19 protein-coding genes and 1 pseudogene are annotated in these 19,156 nt (G+C 49.4%); 10 read left to right on the top strand and 10 right to left on the bottom strand.

Going from position 1 to position 19,156, the window contains the following annotated elements; all coding sequences use genetic code 11:
* Position 1 precedes the first annotated feature (1 nt).
* From ACXAFQ_RS15485 to ACXAFQ_RS15455, 7 genes are all read right to left on the bottom strand, one after another.
* Complete coding sequence (locus ACXAFQ_RS15485) at positions 2-748, bottom strand: glycosyltransferase family 2 protein (protein WP_474824222.1); 747 nt, start codon at positions 746-748, stop codon at positions 2-4.
* The gene (locus ACXAFQ_RS15480) at positions 745-1,128 is read right to left on the bottom strand and encodes an ApeI family dehydratase (protein WP_474824220.1); all 384 of its coding nucleotides are present in this window, start codon (positions 1,126-1,128) and stop codon (positions 745-747) included. The genes ACXAFQ_RS15485 and ACXAFQ_RS15480 overlap by 4 nt, the downstream gene beginning before the upstream one ends.
* Positions 1,121-1,714, bottom strand: a complete 594-nt coding sequence (locus ACXAFQ_RS15475) for a COG4648 family protein (RefSeq protein WP_474824218.1) — start codon at positions 1,712-1,714, stop codon at positions 1,121-1,123. The genes ACXAFQ_RS15480 and ACXAFQ_RS15475 overlap by 8 nt, the downstream gene beginning before the upstream one ends.
* Complete coding sequence (locus ACXAFQ_RS15470; protein ID WP_474824216.1) at positions 1,711-3,282, bottom strand: NAD(P)/FAD-dependent oxidoreductase; 1,572 nt, start codon at positions 3,280-3,282, stop codon at positions 1,711-1,713. The genes ACXAFQ_RS15475 and ACXAFQ_RS15470 overlap by 4 nt, the downstream gene beginning before the upstream one ends.
* Before the next feature lie 3 nt (positions 3,283-3,285).
* Complete coding sequence (locus tag ACXAFQ_RS15465; RefSeq protein ID WP_474824214.1) at positions 3,286-4,095, bottom strand: beta-ketoacyl synthase chain length factor; 810 nt, start codon at positions 4,093-4,095, stop codon at positions 3,286-3,288.
* A 1-nt stretch (position 4,096) separates the two neighbouring features.
* Positions 4,097-5,275: a beta-ketoacyl-ACP synthase gene (locus tag ACXAFQ_RS15460; RefSeq protein ID WP_474824212.1), complete on the bottom strand. Its 1,179-nt coding sequence runs from the start codon at positions 5,273-5,275 to the stop codon at positions 4,097-4,099.
* 62 nt (positions 5,276-5,337) lie between these two features.
* Positions 5,338-5,601 (bottom strand): phosphopantetheine-binding protein, encoded by a 264-nt coding sequence (locus ACXAFQ_RS15455; RefSeq protein ID WP_474824210.1) that lies wholly within the window; start codon positions 5,599-5,601, stop codon positions 5,338-5,340.
* Between the two features lie 90 nt (positions 5,602-5,691).
* Between ACXAFQ_RS15455 and ACXAFQ_RS15450 the strand changes: the two genes are divergently transcribed.
* The 5 genes from ACXAFQ_RS15450 to btsR all read left to right on the top strand — a co-directional run bounded on the left by ACXAFQ_RS15450 (position 5,692) and on the right by btsR (position 11,788).
* Positions 5,692-6,447: a 4'-phosphopantetheinyl transferase family protein gene (locus ACXAFQ_RS15450; protein WP_474824208.1), complete on the top strand. Its 756-nt coding sequence runs from the start codon at positions 5,692-5,694 to the stop codon at positions 6,445-6,447.
* 164 nt (positions 6,448-6,611) lie between these two features.
* Positions 6,612-7,514 (top strand): MaoC family dehydratase, encoded by a 903-nt coding sequence (locus tag ACXAFQ_RS15445; protein ID WP_474824206.1) that lies wholly within the window; start codon positions 6,612-6,614, stop codon positions 7,512-7,514.
* A 232-nt stretch (positions 7,515-7,746) separates the two neighbouring features.
* Positions 7,747-9,240, top strand: a complete 1,494-nt coding sequence (locus ACXAFQ_RS15440) for a carbon starvation CstA family protein (protein ID WP_474824204.1) — start codon at positions 7,747-7,749, stop codon at positions 9,238-9,240.
* Between the two features lie 98 nt (positions 9,241-9,338).
* A complete protein-coding gene (locus tag ACXAFQ_RS15435) occupies positions 9,339-11,054 on the top strand; it encodes a LytS/YhcK type 5TM receptor domain-containing protein (protein ID WP_474824202.1) in 1,716 nt (571 codons plus the stop codon).
* Positions 11,048-11,788, top strand: coding sequence for a two-component system response regulator BtsR (btsR, locus tag ACXAFQ_RS15430; RefSeq protein WP_474824200.1), 741 nt, complete (start codon positions 11,048-11,050; stop codon positions 11,786-11,788). Before ACXAFQ_RS15435 ends, btsR begins: the two co-directional genes overlap by 7 nt.
* A 25-nt stretch (positions 11,789-11,813) precedes the next feature.
* On the opposite strand, the gene ACXAFQ_RS15425 is transcribed toward btsR, so the two are convergent.
* A complete protein-coding gene (locus ACXAFQ_RS15425; protein WP_474824198.1) occupies positions 11,814-13,907 on the bottom strand; it encodes a UvrD-helicase domain-containing protein in 2,094 nt (697 codons plus the stop codon).
* Positions 13,908-14,111: 204 nt separating this feature from the next.
* On the opposite strand from ACXAFQ_RS15425, the gene ACXAFQ_RS15420 reads away from it, so the two are divergent.
* The gene (locus ACXAFQ_RS15420) at positions 14,112-14,756 is read left to right on the top strand and encodes an MBL fold metallo-hydrolase (protein ID WP_474824196.1); all 645 of its coding nucleotides are present in this window, start codon (positions 14,112-14,114) and stop codon (positions 14,754-14,756) included.
* A 183-nt stretch (positions 14,757-14,939) separates the two neighbouring features.
* Positions 14,940-15,089, top strand: a pseudogene (locus ACXAFQ_RS15415) (hypothetical protein); the annotation flags it as partial.
* Positions 15,090-15,171: 82 nt separating this feature from the next.
* On the opposite strand, the gene ACXAFQ_RS15410 reads toward ACXAFQ_RS15415, so the two are convergent.
* Positions 15,172-16,056 carry a LysR family transcriptional regulator gene (locus ACXAFQ_RS15410; RefSeq protein WP_474824194.1) on the bottom strand — a complete coding sequence of 295 codons (885 nt, stop codon included), beginning with the start codon at positions 16,054-16,056 and terminating at the stop codon, positions 15,172-15,174.
* A 120-nt stretch (positions 16,057-16,176) separates the two neighbouring features.
* Between ACXAFQ_RS15410 and ACXAFQ_RS15405 the strand changes: the two genes are divergently transcribed.
* A complete protein-coding gene (locus tag ACXAFQ_RS15405; RefSeq protein ID WP_474824192.1) occupies positions 16,177-16,854 on the top strand; it encodes a type 1 glutamine amidotransferase domain-containing protein in 678 nt (225 codons plus the stop codon).
* Between the two features lie 242 nt (positions 16,855-17,096).
* On the opposite strand, the gene ACXAFQ_RS15400 is transcribed toward ACXAFQ_RS15405, so the two are convergent.
* Positions 17,097-17,318: a M61 family metallopeptidase gene (locus ACXAFQ_RS15400; protein WP_474824190.1), complete on the bottom strand. Its 222-nt coding sequence runs from the start codon at positions 17,316-17,318 to the stop codon at positions 17,097-17,099.
* An 18-nt stretch (positions 17,319-17,336) separates the two neighbouring features.
* Between ACXAFQ_RS15400 and ACXAFQ_RS15395 the strand changes: the two genes are divergently transcribed.
* Together ACXAFQ_RS15395 and ACXAFQ_RS15390 are read left to right on the top strand one after the other, a co-directional pair.
* Positions 17,337-17,918 (top strand): YceB family lipoprotein, encoded by a 582-nt coding sequence (locus tag ACXAFQ_RS15395; protein ID WP_474824188.1) that lies wholly within the window; start codon positions 17,337-17,339, stop codon positions 17,916-17,918.
* Positions 17,919-18,026: 108 nt separating this feature from the next.
* A complete protein-coding gene (locus ACXAFQ_RS15390; protein ID WP_474824186.1) occupies positions 18,027-18,896 on the top strand; it encodes a lysostaphin resistance A-like protein in 870 nt (289 codons plus the stop codon).
* The last annotated feature ends 260 nt before the right edge of the window (positions 18,897-19,156 follow it).

The following is a 19,156-nucleotide window of genomic DNA, read 5'->3' as shown; positions in this document are numbered from 1 at the left end:
CTTACTTACCTAACAAGGCACGAACGCGAGTGACTAACAATTTTGGCAAACGAACAAGCATGCCAAACATCAACCGTACATGCAGCCGGATCAGCATGAGGTTATCTTTCAGATAATGAAAATGGGATACGGTGTTTTCGTGATAAATCACCTTGGTAGGAATGAAATGCAAATCGATGCCTGCCCATACCGCTTTCACCAGCAGTTCCGGGTCAAAATCCATGCGTGGGCCAAGGTAGTAATTATCGAATACTCGCTCGATTTGTTTGATGGGATACACCCTAAAGCCGCACAGGCCGTCTTTAATTTGCAAAGATAGGGTTTCCAGCGCTACCCAAAAATCGGTAATTTTGCGGCCGTACTTTCTGGCGAACGGCGCGGTTTCATCAAAATAAGGCTGACCGGAGATAAAGGAATCCGGGTGAGAGCGACTGTAATCCAGCAGTTTTTGCGCGTCATCGATGTTGTGCTGGCCGTCTGCATCCAGTTGCAATACGTGGCTAAAGCCCATCGCACTGGCGTGATAACAGCCGGTGATCACCGAAGCACCTTTACCACGGTTCGTCTGGTGTCTGACAAGATGAAAATCTGGGTAAGGTTTGAGTAGTGCTTCTACCCTCGCCACGCTTTCTTCACCACTGCCATCATCTACCACAATGCAGGGTAAATTCAGTGACGCCAGCGCCGGCAGAAACTTTTCAAACAGCACTTCGTGTTTGTAATGAGGAACAATAATGCAATATTTCATGATGCGGAAAACTTAAAACTGCCCGTGGAGAATGAGTCCGTTTCGTTGGAGAAGTGAAACGAAACACTGCCTTTAGCTGCATTGTGATTGAGCGTGAGCTGCATCTTTGCACCCGGCATGACCATGGTTTTGAATTTGATGTTGGAGAGTTGATGAAAACGGCTATCGCTGATAAACAACGCTTTTGCCAGCTTTCCCGCCCAGTCTATCTGCACCACACCGGGCAGCACTTTATGATCAGGAAAGTGACCGTCGAACCAGGCAAGATCTTCGCTTACCTTAAGCATGATCTCAGCAGACGCTTCATCTATTTTTACGGCCGTAATATCTGGCCCTTCCTGCGCGTTAAACAGTGCTTTCAACGCATGTATATCAGTCATCAACAATCTTATGCTTCTTTTTGTAGTGGCGCCGAAAGAGTAATTCAGCAACCACAAATACGGCAAAAATCAGGTAGGACAGTAAACCGTTGTAGAGTGTCCATACAGCTAAACTGCTGAACCAAACTGTCCAGGCGGCCACTGCGGCATTGAATAACAGCAACAGCCCCCACGCCAGGCTCAGCGCCCTGAGATAACCTTTTGCCTGTGCCGGCGGATTATGTCCACCAGCCCGGGCGAAGCGCTCAATCAGGGTATGCTCATCAAGCAACGAAATCAGGAACAACATTCCCATTCCGGCGCTCATGATCACAGGGTAACATTTCAGCAGTATTTCACTGTTTAGAAATATAACCCCGACGCAATATAACGCAATCACGGCAGTCATCAACCAGTCACTGGTTTTACGATGCCTTCCTGCAACCACCAGCCTGAATATAGCTACTAACAGCAACGCCGCACCGAACCAGCGGGGGTCTATCTTGTCGATGTTGAGCCACACCACAAACGGGTAAGCCACAGACACAAGAACAAAGAGCAGCGGAATTAAATCCTTCGGGCCTCGCTGCCGCGGTGATGCACTCACGCCAGCACGCTTTGCCTGTAATTTCCCAGCACCGCACGTTCTTCATCATCAATCTTCGTGGTGGCTTCGTCGCTCAGCATATCTTCAAAGTACGGGACAATTTTCTGCATAATGGCAATGTTCTTCTCCAGTGCCATTTCCACATCAATATCCGGGTTTTTCAGTACGTCGTTGAGCTCGCCCAGACACGGCACCAGGAATTGATCCATAAAGCTGCCTTTGGCGGGTAAAACCAAACGCTTCTGTGCTCTTTCAGCCAGCAACATCTGCATTTTCTTATTCAGCTTCTGGGTTTTCAGCAGGTTCGGGGTAATTTTACGCATGGTGTCTAAGTCGCCGATAGCGTCGGTGAAAAACAGCAAGGCAAACACACCCCAGTAGTAGGTGTAATCCCAGACCAGCTTAATTGACATCATCTTACGATCGCCAAAACCGCCATACTGATCTTTGTAAATTGACAGGGTGTTCTCAAAGAACGAGTCGTAAAACTTGTGGAACAAGGCCGCTTCAAAACGAATGTCCTGCCCTTTCTTGTCACGCTCGATAAGATGGGTAACAAAGGTATTATTCAGCGCGATGAAATCGCTGCCCGGTGAATAGAAAGGGTCTGCAAAGGCACCGGCTTCGCCCGTCATGGCCCAGCCAGAGTCTGAGAACATTTGCTTGCAGCCGTAGGAATAGCCTTGCATGACTTTAAAGTCGAGCAGTTCCGCCCCTTCAATAGCCGCTGCGCAAAGTGGATGTTCTTGTTGTAGCCACGCCATGGTGTCTTCAAAGGTGCTGATTTTGCTGTCGGCCAGCGCTTTATCGTCCATGACGATACCAAAGCTGGTGGCGCCGGACGCAAGAGGAATAATCCACACCCAGTAACCGGGGCCCATTAGGTGATTGGTGCTTAACCAACGTTTGCCCGGTTCAAGGACACGATTTTGCCAGGCTTCATTATCAGACCATTCATCGATAATGACCCGCTTATTGATTCGGAAGAAAACCGCATTGCCTTGATGGCCGGTTTCAGTCTGCAAGTTCAGCTTATTTCGTAGCAATGCCTGACGGCCCGCTGCGTCGACTAACCAACGCCCCTGAACCGTAATTGTGTCGTCACCGCGACGGCAAACCACAGTGTGATTTTTATCGCCCAGTTCAATGTCTTCGGGTACTGCGCCATCAATAAATACCACGCCTTTTTCTTTCAGCATGGTGTAGAGGTAGTTTTCCAGCGTGCCACGTTCAATTTGATAAGCCGGAATACCGAAAAGCTCGCTTACGCCCAGTTCATCATAATCGCTGTAGTCGTTTTGCACTTTACCGAAGAACAGTCTGAGGCCGTACTTACGCAAATGCTTTTCCTTGAAATGGTCTTTCAGGCCAAGTACATCGGTAAAGTAGTGCGCACCAATTTCAACCGTAGACTCTCCCACTTTTGCCGTGGTGTCGTTTACCGGAAAGGTGTTCTTCTCAATTATGGTTATGGCGTAAGTGTCGTCGCGGTTAAGCAGCTGCAGCGCCAGGCTCATGCCTGCCAACCCGCCACCGGCGATGATAATATCCGTATTCATCTGATCCATCGTTTACCCTTCACATGCTAAAGAGAGACTGGTTCCACTGCTTAGCGGAATGGTGATTTGCCCGTTAGGTTGATTCAACAGCTCAGCAACACACAATACCTTTGCCGCTGGGTTCTGAGCGTACATCTCTGTGAGATACGTAGTGTCTGCATTGAGTGCCGGCCAGCTTGCATCTTCCTGCTGATTTACCATTGCCGTTAGCACCTGGCCTTCCACGTCGGCGTCGTGCGGATAAATCACCAGTGAAAACGCAAAGGTTTCCTGATTAGGCAACACGGGGGTCAGAATATCTGCCACCGGCGCATCATAAAACGTGAGCAGCATGGGCACATTTTCAGTTTCGCACTGAATCATGGCTTCAAGAATGGTTAACGACACCGACTCTTCATATCCAGCAACAGAATTGGCCGCGCTCATGGTGCCCGTACTGATAGTCCAGTAGCCGGCGGGCGCATTGTGTACAGAGTTATGGAACTTGGTCGGCGACAATTCTTTATGTTCAGACGCCAATGTTTTGCACATATAGTCGGTAAGGTCGGTATCGCCCAGACCAGAGACAAACACGCAGGTAAGCGTATTGGGCTCAACACCGGCATCTTGCGTAGCCTGCCATGAACTCTCAACCGCCAACTTAACCGGCAACGGGGCCCGGCGTCTTTCATTGGCGGGAATAATATCGGGTTTCGGGCTTTTCAGCTTTGCTTCTGGTAGGTCTGCGCCACCAAGCAGCGCTTGAAGTGCAGACCAGTTTTCAAAGTAGCTGCCCCAGGCACCAGTGCCTGCAATTTTACATTTCAGTGCTTTTGTCTGCATATTACTCTGCCCTGCTAAACAAAAGTGTACAGTTATTACCACCGAAGCCGAATGAATTGGTCATCACGTGCTGACACACTTTCTCTTCGTCTGAGGCTTTAATGGAGAAATCCAGTGCTTCATCTAGCGTTTCCAGGTTCTTCGAACCTGGGATCACGTTGGTGTGCAAGGTATCCATGGCAATAATGGCTTCTGTAATACCGGCTGCGCCCAGGGTATGCCCCATCCAGGCTTTGGTCGATGAACATCGTACAGACGCAGGGAACAATTCGGAAATCAGCTTTCCTTCAATTAAATCGTTAGCCCGGCTGGACGTGCCGTGAAGGTTAATGTAATCCACCGACTCAGGAGACAATGCGGCTCGTTTCAGCGCCTGTGTCATCGACAATCTGGCGCCTAATCCATCAGGATGTGGGTGCGACATATGGTGTGCATCTGAGCTTTCGCCATAACCGGCCAGCGTGATGCCCCGGCCATTGTCATTTTCGCCCGCGCGCTGCAGAACAGCAAAACCGGATGCTTCACCCAGGTTTATTCCGTCTCGATGCTGATCGAAGGGCTTACACGGGTTCGGCGACAGTAGCTGCAGCGAATTAAAACCGTGCAGCACACTCAGACACAGCGTATCCACGCCGCCTACCAGCACTGCATCGACAATACCGGTTTCCAGCCAGCGAGCGCCGGTGGCAAACACTTTGGCGGAAGAAGAGCACGCAGTGTTAATCGTGAGTGATGGGCCTTTAATGCCGGAAAGGTGAGCAGCAAACAAGGCAGGTGCGTGAGGATTATGCACAAACGGCTGCTTGAACGCTTCGGATAACCCATTGTCGCTGTTGAGTTTGGTATAGGCTTCTTCAGTACGGTCGATACTGGACGTACTTGAGCCCATAACTAAACCAATGCGGGCAGCGCCGTATTTGCTGATTAACGCTGAAACCGTGTGGCGAATCGTGCCCTGTTCATAACCTAATACAGCAAGAGCATTGTTTCGACTTTGCCATTGACCCAGGTCATCCACGCCATTGATTTGCTCAACAAGGCCAATCCAGGTGTCTAAATCTGAACCTGGCAGGTTGTTCTTAATCAGGCCGCTTTTATGCTGTTTGAGTGAAGTCCGTAAGGCGCCGAGGTTAACCCCAGCTGCCGAACAGGATTCGTAATCGATGATATCTATTTTCATGTCGTCAAAGATAACCCTCAAATAGCTTTATTTACCGCCGATCCGAGGGTAACCGCCCGATTTTATTTATTCTTTTCAACAAATGCGGTTAAGCTGCGTAAGGTCTCGAACGCTTCGCGTGTGCCTTCGTCTTCCGCTTTAATTTGCACGCCGTATTCTTTTGATATCGCTAATGAAATTTCCAGCGCATCAATAGAATCGAGTCCCAGACCGTCACCGAACAATTGATCTTCCGGATCAATTTCTTCCGCTTCCATGTCTTCTAAATTGAGGGCTTCAACTAAAAGTTCAGCCATTTTTAATTCGGATTCTGTATGTGTAGCCATAGTTGATACTGTCCTTACTATGTACGCTTCTCTCTGAAAGGGCGCTAGTTTAAACTAATGTTACAATAAAAACTATTTCTGCAACCCGGCATGTTTTCAGATTTAATTTTCGCTAAACCAGCGCAAAACATCGGTGTTCAAGACGTACACCTGTGGCTACTTGATACTCGTCAGTATGAAGAAAATCACCAATTAGCGCTGTTTCGCTCAGTGCTGTCAGATAGCGAACTTCGCCGTATATTGCAGTTCCGCAAGCCTGAAGCGCAACAGCGATTTCTCATAGCCCGGGGGGCTCTTCGCTTGCTTCTTGCAGCATTACATCCTGGCCTTCCGCCCGCTGATATAGCGTTTATTTTCAATGACTTTGGCAAACCTGCTTTACGCACGAATCCTCTTAACATTCACTTTAATGTTTCCCATTCTGGCAACATGATTGTGATTGCCATCGCTCGCGGCCGCGAGTGCGGCATAGACATAGAAAAACTCGATGTATCACGTAACGTACGTGACCTCGCAGCGTTTTATTTCCATCCACTGGAACATGCGTTGCTATTAAATGCACCCGATGAAACTGCGCAACTGAAGCACTTTTACGCGCTTTGGACATTGAAGGAAGCGTTCATTAAGGCAGAAGGAAAAGGCATGGCCATTGCCGGCGATAGTTTTTATTTTTCAGACATCGATTCTGCGCAACCAAAGGTGACGATAACCGCAAGCTCACAGGCCAGCGGGCGGCGGTGGCGTTTTGGCCAGCAATCCTTTGGCGATGATTTCAGCATGGCCCTGGCGGTGGCAGAAAATGATGAACCAGAACTGTCGGTAATGTGTAAACGTTTAATCGTTTGAGCGCCAGTGAACCTGATGCACTAGCCTGATTGTTAAAAGGTAACGTGTGCTAAATCATTGAAAGTACGCTAACGTAGGCTGTCGGTAAGCGTATTGCCACATAAATACATGCCTGAAAACAATGCAGGTTCAGGAAGTTATCACTGTAGTAAAAGGAGTTTGCAGTGCAGCAGTTTTTACAAACCATGAAAGCGGCAATGAAGCGGGCTGACACGCCATTGCTACAGCAGTGGATATCACAACAACAGGTTACTGAATTGCCTGATGTAAGTTGCGAAAAAACGTTCTCGGCGGCGCAAATTGGCGATGCGGTTCAAATCTTTCATCGTAATCACCACTGGCAGCACGACAACATACACCCTTGCTTTTCCCTTTTCCTGGGGCTATCGCAACACGTTGAAACCCTTTCCAGTAAGGCATCACCTTTCCCGCTTATGGGTTTGGTGCACATAGAAAACAACATTGAACAAACACGCCCGTTAACCCATGATGACATGCACATACATTGTCATTTCAGCAATATTCGAATGCATCCTCGCGGTATTGTTGTCGATATTGTCTTGCTGGTGAAACAGCACGGCAGCGTTTGCCAAACCATCACCAGCACATACTTATACCGGGCGGCATCCGATACGCTGGCGAAGGGCGATGCAGCCGATACAGAAAAAGCGTCGCTGGCACAAAGCCAAGAGGCAACTACCTCAGCGTTAACGTTCGCGAGCAATGCAGGCAGACGCTATGCGCGAATTAGTGGCGACTACAACCCTATCCATTTATACCACTGGAGTGCAAAGCTGTTTGGGTTCAAACAAGCCATCGCCCATGGCGTTCACGTGTTATCTCGCAGCGTGTCGTCATTAGATTTGTCGTTCATTCACCCACAAGAATCCTTCTCGATCACCAATACCTTTCACTACCCGGTCACATTGCCTTCTGAACTGACACTATGCAGTCATACACTGGCGAATAATGCAGACAACGGTTTGGTGTTTGAATTGCGAAACCCGCAGGTAAAACGCAGAAAACAAGTTTTACTGCGTGGGCAGGTAATTGCGGCAAGAACATAACCATCCCGCTCCTTAAGCGAAGTGTTAGTACGCAATTATTCTCAGTGTTTTGAAAAACGCTGGTTCTCGGTAGAGTTCGCGCGTTACATCTGTCTAAATTCCAACCATTCCTGGCCGCTTAATTCGCTATACGACCACTTAAACATTTAACCCATGCATCATCTCATTCACTTTATTAACCTAAATCAAACATTACTGCGTTAGCTATTTACAATTTATAAGGATGATGCCCGTGAGTTTGTTTCTTATTTGTGTAGCCGCTCTTATTGCAGGCTATTTTATTTACGGCGCCTTTGTCGAAAAGGTCTTTGGCACTAAGCCTGCCCGCCCTACACCGGCCCATACGCAGACCGACGGCGTGGATTACGTGCCAATGTCCACGCCCAAGGTGTATCTGGTCCAGCTGTTGAATATCGCTGGTGTTGGTCCGATATTCGGCCCGATTATGGGGGCACTTTACGGCCCTGCGGCCATGTTGTGGATTGTACTGGGCTGTATTTTTGCCGGTGCCGTGCACGACTATTTCTCCGGCATGCTGTCGGTTCGCAATAACGGTGAATCCGTTCCCAGCCTGTCCGGACGCTACCTGGGCCGCGGTGCTAGGCATTTCATGAACCTGTTCGCCATTGTGTTACTGCTGCTTGTTGGTGTGGTCTTTGTGTCCGCTCCGGCCGGCATGATCACCAATCTGGTTAACGAACAAACCTCCATGCATGTAGAAGTGGGTGTGATGGTGGCAGTGATTTTCGCCTATTACGTTCTAGCTACAATTATCCCGGTAGATAAAGTGATTGGCCGCTTCTATCCGTTCTTCGGTGCGCTGCTGATTTTCATGTCGGTAGGCTTACTGGGCGCGGCCTGGTTCTCTGACGAACATTCTATCCTGAGCCAGTTTACCGCCAGCGACATGCTGACGAACCTGAACCCGAATGACATGCCACTTTGGCCCGCGCTGTTCATCACCATTGCCTGTGGTGCAATCTCCGGCTTCCATGCCACCCAGTCTCCGCTGATGGCGCGCTGTATGGAAAATGAGAAGAATGGTCGCTTCGTGTTTTTTGGTGCCATGATTGGTGAAGGCGTCATCGCCCTGATTTGGTGTGCAATTGCCTTGTCCTACTTCGACGACTTGAACGGTCTGGCCAGCGCTGTGCTCGATGGTGGTCCGGGCAATGTAGTTTACTCAGCGTCATTTGGTCTGTTAGGTGTGTTCGGCGGGATCCTGGCATTCCTTGGGGTCGTTATTCTGCCTATCACATCCGGCGACACCGCTTTCCGCTCTAGCCGCCTGATCCTGGCCGAGTACTTCAACGTGGGTCAGAAGAATATCCGTAACCGTATTCTGATGGCTGCTCCCTTATTTGTACTGGGTGCGATTCTGACGCAGGTCGACTTCGGTGTGATCTGGCGCTACTTCGGCTTTGCAAACCAGGCAACAGCGGTAATGATGCTGTGGACCGCGTCAGCTTACCTGCTGCGTCACAACAAGCTGCATTGGATCACCACGATTCCGGCAATCTTTATGACCGCTGTGTGTGTGACCTTTATCCTGAACAACTCGACTCTGGGTTTTGGACTGGCAATGAATGTCTCTACCATCACTGGTGTTGTTGTGTCGCTGCTGACCACGGTGTATGTGATTCGTATTTCCAAAGGCAAAGGCGAAGAGCCGTTGCAGCCGCTGACTGTAAAAAGCGAAGAATCCCGCCAGCCGGTAGACGCTTAACAGTCTGACAGGCCATCTGCTTTGCAGGATGGCCTGTCCCTTTTCCACCGGGAAATAGGTTACACTACCCGCTTTACCCTGCTCTTTCTGACACCGTTATGGAACTGATCCTCTCACTGCTTCAACAAATGTGCGTCTATCTGGTGTTAGCGTACCTGCTGAGCAAGACCCCGTTGTTCCTTCCCATTCTCAGTATTTCGTCACATAAACGTCACCGCTATCTGGTGTATTTTGTATTTTCGTCGTTCTGTATCCTCGGCACTTACTTCGGCCTGCAAATCAACGATGCAATTGCCAATACCCGGGCCATAGGCGCGGTGATCGGCGGCGTACTGGGTGGTCCGGTAGTGGGATTCGCAGTGGGCTTAACCGGCGGTCTGCACCGCTACACGCTGGGAGGATTCACCGATCTCGCCTGCGCCCTCTCAACCACTGCTGAAGGATTGATTGGCGGCCTGATGCACGTATTTTACGTGCGGAAAAATCATCGGCTGGCGCTGTTCACGCCCTGGCGTATAGGCCTTATCACGCTGTTCGCAGAACTCGTACAAATGGCCATCCTGCTGACGGTAGCCAAACCTTTCGACAAATCTTTCGCCCTGGTCAGCGACATCGCTGCCCCGATGATTATTGCCAATACGGTAGGCGCTGCGCTTTTCATCAGTATCCTGTCTGATAAGAAAACTATTTTCGAACGCTATTCCGCCACGTTTTCCCGCCGCGCCCTGTCGATTGCAGACCGCTCAGTGGGTTTGCTTTACTCAGGTTTTAACCGTATCAACGCCGAAAAAGTTGCTCGCATTGTGTATGAGGAGACCAACGTGGGCGCAGTGGCGATAACCGACAAAGAGAAAATTCTCGCCTTTATCGGCATCGGCGACGACCACCACCTGCCCGAGACCCCTATTTCCTCATCCAGCACGCTGGAATCGATTAACAACAATGTCATCGTCCACGTAGACGGCGCAGAACGTCATTATCAGTGCTCGCTGGACAAGCACTGCCCGCTGGGTTCAGTGCTCATTATCCCTCTGCATTCCGGCTCCGAAGTGGTTGGCACCATCAAGCTGTATGAGCCGAAACGCAAATTTATGTCTACCGTGACTATGTCAATGGCCGAAGGCATTGCTCAGCTGCTGTCCAGCCAGATTGTGTACGGTGCTTATCAGCAACAGCAGGAACTGCTTTCACAATCAGAAATAAAACTGCTTCACGCTCAGGTCAATCCTCACTTTCTGTTCAATGCGCTCAATACCATCAGCGCCATTGTGCGGCGGGAGCCCGACAGAGCCAGAGAGCTTATCCTCAGCCTGTCGCGTTTTTTCCGTATTAACCTTAAGCAGAACACCGCGCTGGTATCGCTGAAACAGGAAATCGAGCATGTAAATGCCTACCTGTCTATTGAGAAAGCCCGTTTCGCTGAGCGCCTCAGCGTTCATATCGCCTGTGACGATGCCACGCTCCCGGTGCTCATTCCCAGTTTCACTTTACAGCCACTGGTCGAGAATGCGGTTAAACATGGAATCGCACAGCAGCTTGATGGCGGTACCATCACCATCAGCGCCAGACTCACCAGTGACAATCAGGTGTGTGTGATGGTTGAGGATAATGCCGGGCTCTACCAACCCCGCCATGCTGACAGCGAAGGGCTGGGCATGGACATTGTCGATAAGCGTTTGATTTACCAGTTTGGCGCGACATCAGGACTGATAACAGAATGTCAGCCCGGAGAATTCACTCGGATGTCTTTCAGCGTGCCGCTGTTAACCAGTCAGTCCGCGAAGCTGAAAAATGAGGAGATAACTGAATGCTAACCGCCCTGGTAATTGACGATGAGCCGCTGGCCCGCGATGCACTCTGCGAACTGCTTGAGGAAAGCGGCGAGATAACCATTGTGGGTGAAGCAGCAAACGCCATCGAGGGGCTGAAGATGATTCAGCTTCATCAGCCCGATGTGATCTTTCTCGATATTGAAATGCCGCAGCTTACCGGCCTGGATTTACTCGCTATGCTGGATGTGGACGCGCTTCCCGATGTGCAAACCCTGCCCCATGTGGTGCTTGTTACAGCGTTCGAACAGTATGCAATTCAGGCGTTTGAAGAAAATGCGTTCGATTATCTCCTCAAACCTGTTGAACCCGAACGCCTGGCCAAAACCCTGGCGAAACTGAAGAAGCGAACGCAACCGCTGAAAGTGATTGAGACGGTAGCGTCACCGACGCTGTCAATTATTCCCTGTGCCGGTCACCAGCGTATTCTGCTGGTGCCTGAAGCTGACATTGAATTTGCATTCAGTGACGTGGCAGGAGTGCATGTTAAAACAGCATCGCAACAGGCGGATACCCAGTTGACGCTGAAAACCCTGGAACAGAAAACCACTCTAGTGCGTTGTCACCGTCAATACCTTGTACGCCTTAGTCAGGTTGCCGAAATCAAGTTGCTCGATAACGGCCTCGCCATCCTGCATATGCGGTGTGGCGAGTCTATTCCGGTGAGCCGCCGTTACCTGAAGAAACTAAAAGACGGGTTACAATTGCACAACCACTAAGGCTGTGTTTATACACGATGAAACATCAGCAATTACCGGCCTGGCGATGAAATGCAGCAGACCCGATGTTAATCGAGTATTCCGGGCTCAGCAGTTCCTTCACAAACTCGGATGGCGACGAGGGGTCAGCAATGATGTAGCACTTATGTTTTGCCCGGGTGATGCCGACGTACATCAACCGCCGTTCTTCCGAGTAAGGATAATCATCTAGCGCGGGCAATAGCGCTTCAATCAGCGCGTTCTCCCTGCCCTCACTGGGAAACCCGTTTTTACCCTTGCTGAAGCCAATTAAAATACAGTGGTCTGCTTCCAGCCCTTTGGATTTATGAAAACTCCAGAAATGCACATGGTTGGCGAGATTAAGCCGAGTTAGTGTGGCCTTCGTTTCATCCAACAGAAAATTGTAGCGGGCGATAACAGCAATAGAGCTTGAAGATTCATTGCCACGGATTTTCGCGACCACTTCCGCAATACGCTCAAAAACACCATTGTCATTGCCCGGCTTGTTATCCAGCAAAAACACCTGAGGTGAATCGACTTTGGTGTGCGTATGTATGTATCTTCTGAATTGCTCGGGGTTCGCCATAATGAACTGCCCAGCGGTATCCGCAATACTGTTGTTATAGCGAAAGGTTTTCTGCAGTTTAGTTTCGGTATAGCTGCCCACCCGTTCGCCAAAGCGCGTGGTGAGTTCAAGTTTACCGCCGGAGAAACGGTAAATAGACTGCCAGTCGTCGCCCACCGCAGTAAGTGATACCTCATGACCTTTTGCCAGAATGGCTTCTAACAACGCCATGCGCGCGGTGGAGATATCCTGAAATTCATCTACCAGCACATACTTCCAGGTTGGCTTTATTACTCCGCAGTTGATGCTCTCTATGGCGCGGGTAATAAGATCATCAAAATCCATGCAGTCCTGACGCTTTAGTTCACTTACATAAGCCTTATGCAAGGCACTGAGTAAACTCGTTATCTTTCTGGCCGGTTTAATGCCTGCACTCGTCAGTCGCTTGCTAACATCGGCAGGTTTCAACTTCTCTATACGTATGGCTTGCAAGGCACTGACAAGCGTTTCCACACAAGACGACAAAGCGGCGTGCTCGTTTGCCTGGTTTGTTTTGCCCTTCGCTGAATGTGGCGAAAGCAAACCCGCGAGCTCCTGAAACACCGTTGGATTTTCATCGCTATAACCTTTAATCCACTTCAATACCCATTGCTTTAACCGTTGACTATTTTCCGCAAACTCACTCAGCGCGACGGGTACGCCAGCATGCTGCAAAAGCTCACGACCAAGACCATGAAAGGTGAAGATTTGTGGCGCATCGGCCAGAGCAATATTCCGACTTTTGGCCGTTTCCAGCAGACGTGATTTAAGCTCTTCCGATGCCGTACGGTTGTAAGCAAGAATCAATACTTCCGAGGGCTTTGCCAAGCCACGGTCTATCATATCCAGCGCCTTTGCCACCATTACCGACGTTTTGCCTGTACCCGCAGCTGCCAGCACCAAATTTCTATCGTTGGCGCGAAGCACCGCGAGGCGCTGCTCCTCGGTTAACGGGTTAGACTCTACCGTATCGAGAAATGTGCGGCGGGCTTTTAGCTGCAGGTGTTCATGGTAAGTTCGTAAGCTGGCCATATCAAACGGATACAGGCTCGCTATCTCTTCTACTTCGCGTAGGGCGTCTGCCGACAACAGCGCTTGCCAGTCGGCTTTGTAGTTACTGTAATGCTGATGCAGCGTTTCAATAAGCTCGCGCAGTTCGGCTTCCCATGAATCTCGCGGATATTGCAGCTTCACCTTGTTATTGAAAACAGTAAAAACCGTGTGTAGATACGCCTTAAAGTGGCTTCGAATGATTTTGTTGGCAGTTTCCTGCAATGCCACTACGTTGTCGGCTTTCAGAAACCGGTAACGCACCGATGTTTTTGCCCCCGGCAATTGCAATTCGTAGCCGAGAAAGCGTTTCTTTACCTGAAAAAGCGTACGTACAGAAGCTAGCGACAGCGTGTTTTCCCTGCCACTTTTTTGTGTGAAAACTAAATTTTCGTTCGTGAGACTGATTGAGGGTTTAGCAAAAAACTTTCCCAGAATATTGGGATGAACAACAAGAACTGGCAACAACACTATCCTTAAATCTCAGGTCATAACTTTTTATGTAGGAACCTTTTATGTAGTAACTTTTTATGCAGTAACTGGCGCGTTTGAGCAACTCAGTGACACCTTAGCGTTACTGCGGCAAAATGCCACGCGGGCATTCTACACTATCTTCAGTTATTCATTCGCAGTTGCTAGAATGCCGGAAACCTTTTTCTGGATTTGCCCGTGAAAATACAAGTTATCCCTGTTACGCCCTTTGCCCAGAACTGTTCGCTTATTTGGGACCCTGCTACCATGAAAGGGGCGTTTGTTGATCCAGGCGGTGACAGCGCTAAATTGTACGATGCAGCAGCGCAAAACAAAGTGACGATTGAAAAAATCATTCTCACTCATGGCCATCTCGATCATGTTGGCGCGACCACAGAAGTGGCTAAACACTACGATGTACCCGTAATCGGCCCACATGTTGGCGATAAGTTTTGGTTGGATGGATTACCGCAGCAAAGCCAGATGTTTCGTTTCCCGCCAGCCTCCCCATTCGCACCAAATCAATGGCTGAACGACAACGACACGATTACCGTGGGCAACCTCACCCTTGATGTACTTCATTGTCCCGGCCATACGCCCGGTCACGTGGCGCTGGTAGAACGAGACAGCAATACCGTGATTGTGGGAGATATTCTGTTTGCCGGGTCCATCGGTCGCACCGATTTCCCACAGGGCAATCATCAACAACTCATCGATAGCATTCGAAATAAGCTGTTTACCCTGCCCGATGAGATGACCGTCTACCCTGGCCACGGCCCCACCAGCACCATTGGTACCGAGCGCAAAACCAATCCGTTTGTGGCAGACAGTAAATTTGGGTGATGGGGCTGAGCTTAAAAGGACGAAGCCATGACATCCCTTCCTCGCCACATAAAATTGCTCTTATTATTAATGGTATTGAGCCTGATTGCCGCAACTGGGCACGGCGAACCGAATCAACCAGTAGCGGGCAATTCGCTGGTATGACAAAAGTGGAAACACAGCCCAGAGGCTAACCTTTCCGAAGATGGGCGATTTATGGTGGTGGCAGGTGAAAAAGCATCATCCGTTGGTTTATACCGGCTTAACGCTGAAACCGGTCTAGCGAAAAAAGTTGATGAAGCGCCCACGGATACAGGCGCTAACTGGGTAGAGATTATTACTGTTATTGAATAAGCAATGGTGGCTTATTCAGCGCTTTTACCTGGCTACAGGACACCATTGGCCCTGAGCGCAGAAACCAACCTGGTTTCTACCTTTACTCTTCCCGCCAATCCGCGAAATAATCCACCAGGTAATCAATCGTCATGCGCGTTCGCAGGGGCATGAACCGTCTATTCTGATACACGATCCAGCTGCCTGCGCCCTTGCCCCACCAAGGCTTCAGCACAGGCTGCAACCGTCCACTATCCACAGCGGCTGAAAAAGTACTCGCCGGCATGTAAGCAATGCCTAGGCCCTGCTCGCAGGCTTGTAGTACCGCATTAGCGTTATTGCTTCGCCAGCGCCCTTTAACTTTTATAGTCTCTACGACATCATTACGCTGAAATTTCCAGGTGTCGTTATTTGAGATAATGCAGCTGTGGTTTTTCAAATCTCCCGGTTTTTTCGGTTCGCTGCATCGCGCCAGATAGTGTGGGGCTGCAACCGCCATCATCGGGCGATTAACCAGCTTGCGGGCAATGAGGCTTGAATCAGTGAGTTCGCCGTAGCGAATAGCGAAGTCGACGCCGTCTTCCACAAAGTTAACCATACGGCTATTGAAATCCATTTCAATGGACAGGCCGGGATGGGCTTCGGTAAAACGCATCAGTGCCGGTGCGACATAATGTTCGGCAAATCCCCCGGCAGCACTCACACGCAGCGTGCCAGTAAGATTAACTTGCTGCACGTTCACCATTTCATTGGCTTGCTGAAGGCCAGTAAGCAAATCTTTTACCTGCTGATAATACACTTCACCGCTGTCGGTCAGACTCACCAGCCGTGTGGTGCGGGACAACAGCACACAACCAAGCCGCTCTTCCAATCGGGCAAGCTGACGGCTTACGTGACTTGTACTACATCCCAGCTGTCTTGCGGCAGCAGAAAAGCCCCTTGTTTCTGCCACCGCGATAAATTCCACAACACCTTCAAAACTGTCCATCTGCTTCAACGCCTGATTATTGCTATACAGCAACAGTGTTTATCAAATTCAGCGGATTATCAACCAACAGGTAGCATTATATAGTGGTCGCGAATAAATACAGCAACCGGAGGACTTCCGATGAAAAAGATACTAATTCCCGTCACTAATCACGCTACCCTGGGTTCAACCGATCAGGCTAACGGCACCTATTCACCTGAGCTTACCCATGCGCTGCATGTGTTCAATGAACACGGTTATGAATATGACATTGCCTCAATTACAGGTGGCGAGGTACCGATTTATGGCACGGATATCGAAGGTGATGAGATTAACGCGCAGGTGCTTAACAGCGACGATGTTAAGAGCCGGATTAGCAACAGCCTGCCTGTCTCAGAAGTGAACATTGATGATTACGCAGCAATCTTCTATCCCGGTGGTTTTGGTTTGCTGAGTGATTTAGCGACGAATAAAGACTTTGCCACACTGGCGGCCACCCATTATGAACAAGGCGGATTACTGGGCGCTGTATGTCACGGTCCTGCTGCACTGCTGCCAATCACCTTGTCTTCCGGGGAAACCTTACTGGCAGACAAGTCAGTGACCGCATTTACTCGCGAAGAAGAAATCGATTACGGTACCATCGACGACATTCCGTTCTTACTTGAAGAAGCGCTAGCGCGAAAGGCGGCGCGATTCAGTAAAGTACAGCCGTGGCAGGATTTTGTGATTGAGGATGGCCGCGTGATTACAGGCCAGAACCCGTCGAGTGCTCATAGTGTGGCAAAGGCGATGGTTAAACAGCTCAGCAACCACTGAAGACTTCGCGCCAAGGCTGCTCGTTAAAACTAGTAGGTTAGCAAGAGCACTATTTAAAAAGCGGGAGGCACTCTGATGTATCTCCCGCTTTCTGTCGTGCTTTAATCAAATAATGAAACGGAATTACCTCTCCTCTTCGCTCTCCGCTTCACCCAACCATGCACTACGGAATGATGTCGCTTTATAACTCACTTCGTCTTCCGCCATCTCGGTAATCTTCAAATCTGGCTTTTGATAAAACGTTACTTCCGTTTCCAGTTCTTTATCGAAACGCTTGTAGCGAATTCATGAATGGCATAACGCCCCGGCGATGAGCGGCTCATTTGAAAATCCAAATACTCCCCTTTCGCGCCGGTGAAGGTTGAGCTAATCGTAGCTTCGTGGTGCACCGCGTTGTTGAACTGTACCGCGTATTTAAATAAATTATCAGCTCTGCCAGCGTGTTTGGTAAACTGACGCCTCACCACGAATACGGAGTTTATATGAACCGCTTTTTAAATTTCCGCCTGCTCGTTGCTTTCGTTTGTATGGTTGCCCTGGCCGGTTGTAGCACCCTCGCCTCATTGGCTTCATACAGTGTAACCAATGCCGACCTTCAGCGGGTAGTAGATAGGCAGGTAGCCAGCGTGCAGGAACAAGGTTCGATTCTTGGCATTCCACTGCTTCTCGAAGTAGATGACATGCAAGTAAATATCGGGCCGGAAAACCGCCAGACCATTCAGCTCATTGCCGATGCCACGGCAACCGTATCCGTGCTCGGCATGAAATATCCAGCCAAAGTGAAGCTAGACGTTGAAGGTATGCCCTATTACGACCCAAGCAAAAAGGCCGTATTCATTCGCTCGCTGGTACTGAACGACACCACCGTCGATGCCATGGGTTATCGCGGCAACCTTGCGCCGGTGAGCAGTAAGGTAATGAGCCTGCTGAATCATTTTTTGATGGAGCAGCCCGTTTACGAAGTGAAGGATGTACCGGCTACCTACGCATGGCTGACTGATATGCCGCTAGTGATGACGGTTGAATCCGGCAAGATTGTGTTTAGGCCGCAAACTTCTGAGTAATGAAAGTGGCAATTTTAGTTGCACTGAAAAGAAGGTGTGAAGTAAAGCTAAATTGCTGACGCGCTATGGCGCGTTTGAGAATATTTTAAAACTCAGGGAAGAGAACCGTTGGCAGAACTCTATTTATCCGTATCCGCTTTATTGATAGCGAGCAGTTTTTCTGCTTCCCGATGGGTGAAGTTCGGGCTGCCGTTTGTGCTTTTATCGGCGCTCTGTTTTGTTTCCCTGTCTCCCGTATTTTTACTTTTCGTAGCGCTTTATATTTACGTCACCTGGCGATTGGCCGAACCTGACAACAACGCTGACAATATATGGTTAACCCGGCTTTATCAGCTGATTTGGATACTACTGAGTGCAGGACTCATCGTTCATCAACTCCCCGGTTACCATGGGCTTTTGCTGGCTGAAAACGAAGTGCTCAAAGCCAACAGTTTACCCATTAACCTGTATCTGAATGTTGATAAAGCCCTGTTTAGCTGGTCAGCGCTATGTTTTGTTCCGTTTTTTAAACGCAGTTTGCCGTCAGATAAATCGATTCACTGGTGGATACCCACACTCTGCGTACCCTTAGGGATCGCTGCTGTAGTCGCTATTGCAGTCAGTACAGGCATCGTCACCTGGCAAATCGCTTTACCAGGCTACTTTCCATTAATCGCCATTTCTAATCTCATCAATACCTGCGTGGCTGAAGAACTGTTATTCCGGGGTCTGCTGTTTAAGTTTGTTATGTCTAAGCTTCCAGACAAGCTCTCCCCTACAAAACGTACAACACTCGTATTGGCTTTCACCAGTGTGGTATTTGGTATTGCACATTTTGCAGGTGGCGCGAGTTACGTGCTGGTAGCTACTGTGGCGGGATTACTTTACGGTACGGTTTACGTGCTTACCGGGCGCATTGCTTTTGCCGTACTCACACACTGGTTACTGAACGTGACACATATGTTGGTGCTGACTTATCCGATGGCTGATTTTAATTAGATGGTCTGAATGCGTGTTAAACCTACTCTGTAATCTCTACACAGACATGAGCAGTATAGGTGAGTTTCATTGACTAACTAATGGGTGAAAAGCCATGAAATGGCTGGATTGGGAAAGCTATCTTAGACTCTTGTTAAAACAGCCGTAACTTTGAGGCAAGCAACCTCCTATTGGGAGATATGCAGAATAATTAAACCCGTCGAATTCGACGTGTTTTATCTGAGTCCCAGTCGTTGAACAATCGATGTCAGCTTTAGACA

This window comes from Alteromonas sp. ABH2_165 (assembly GCF_056159945.1).
This window is presented reverse-complemented; position numbering and strand designations above follow the sequence as displayed.

Bases quoted from the DNA above. Each gene is read 5' to 3' on its own strand.
- ACXAFQ_RS15465 (WP_474824214.1), bottom strand. From the start codon at position 4,095: ATGCAGACAAAAGCACTGAAATGTAAAATTGCAGGCACTGGTGCCTGG.
- ACXAFQ_RS15405 (WP_474824192.1), top strand. From the start codon at position 16,177: ATGAAAAAGATACTAATTCCCGTCACTAATCACGCTACCCTGGGTTCA.
- ACXAFQ_RS15455 (WP_474824210.1), bottom strand. From the start codon at position 5,601: ATGGCTACACATACAGAATCCGAATTAAAAATGGCTGAACTTTTAGTT.
- ACXAFQ_RS15480 (WP_474824220.1), bottom strand. From the start codon at position 1,128: ATGACTGATATACATGCGTTGAAAGCACTGTTTAACGCGCAGGAAGGG.
- ACXAFQ_RS15395 (WP_474824188.1), top strand. From the start codon at position 17,337: ATGAACCGCTTTTTAAATTTCCGCCTGCTCGTTGCTTTCGTTTGTATG.
- ACXAFQ_RS15450 (WP_474824208.1), top strand. From the start codon at position 5,692: ATGTTTTCAGATTTAATTTTCGCTAAACCAGCGCAAAACATCGGTGTT.
- btsR (WP_474824200.1), top strand. From the start codon at position 11,048: ATGCTAACCGCCCTGGTAATTGACGATGAGCCGCTGGCCCGCGATGCA.
- ACXAFQ_RS15410 (WP_474824194.1), bottom strand. From the start codon at position 16,056: ATGGACAGTTTTGAAGGTGTTGTGGAATTTATCGCGGTGGCAGAAACA.
- ACXAFQ_RS15435 (WP_474824202.1), top strand. From the start codon at position 9,339: ATGGAACTGATCCTCTCACTGCTTCAACAAATGTGCGTCTATCTGGTG.
- ACXAFQ_RS15470 (WP_474824216.1), bottom strand. From the start codon at position 3,282: ATGGATCAGATGAATACGGATATTATCATCGCCGGTGGCGGGTTGGCA.
- ACXAFQ_RS15460 (WP_474824212.1), bottom strand. From the start codon at position 5,275: ATGAAAATAGATATCATCGATTACGAATCCTGTTCGGCAGCTGGGGTT.
- ACXAFQ_RS15485 (WP_474824222.1), bottom strand. From the start codon at position 748: ATGAAATATTGCATTATTGTTCCTCATTACAAACACGAAGTGCTGTTT.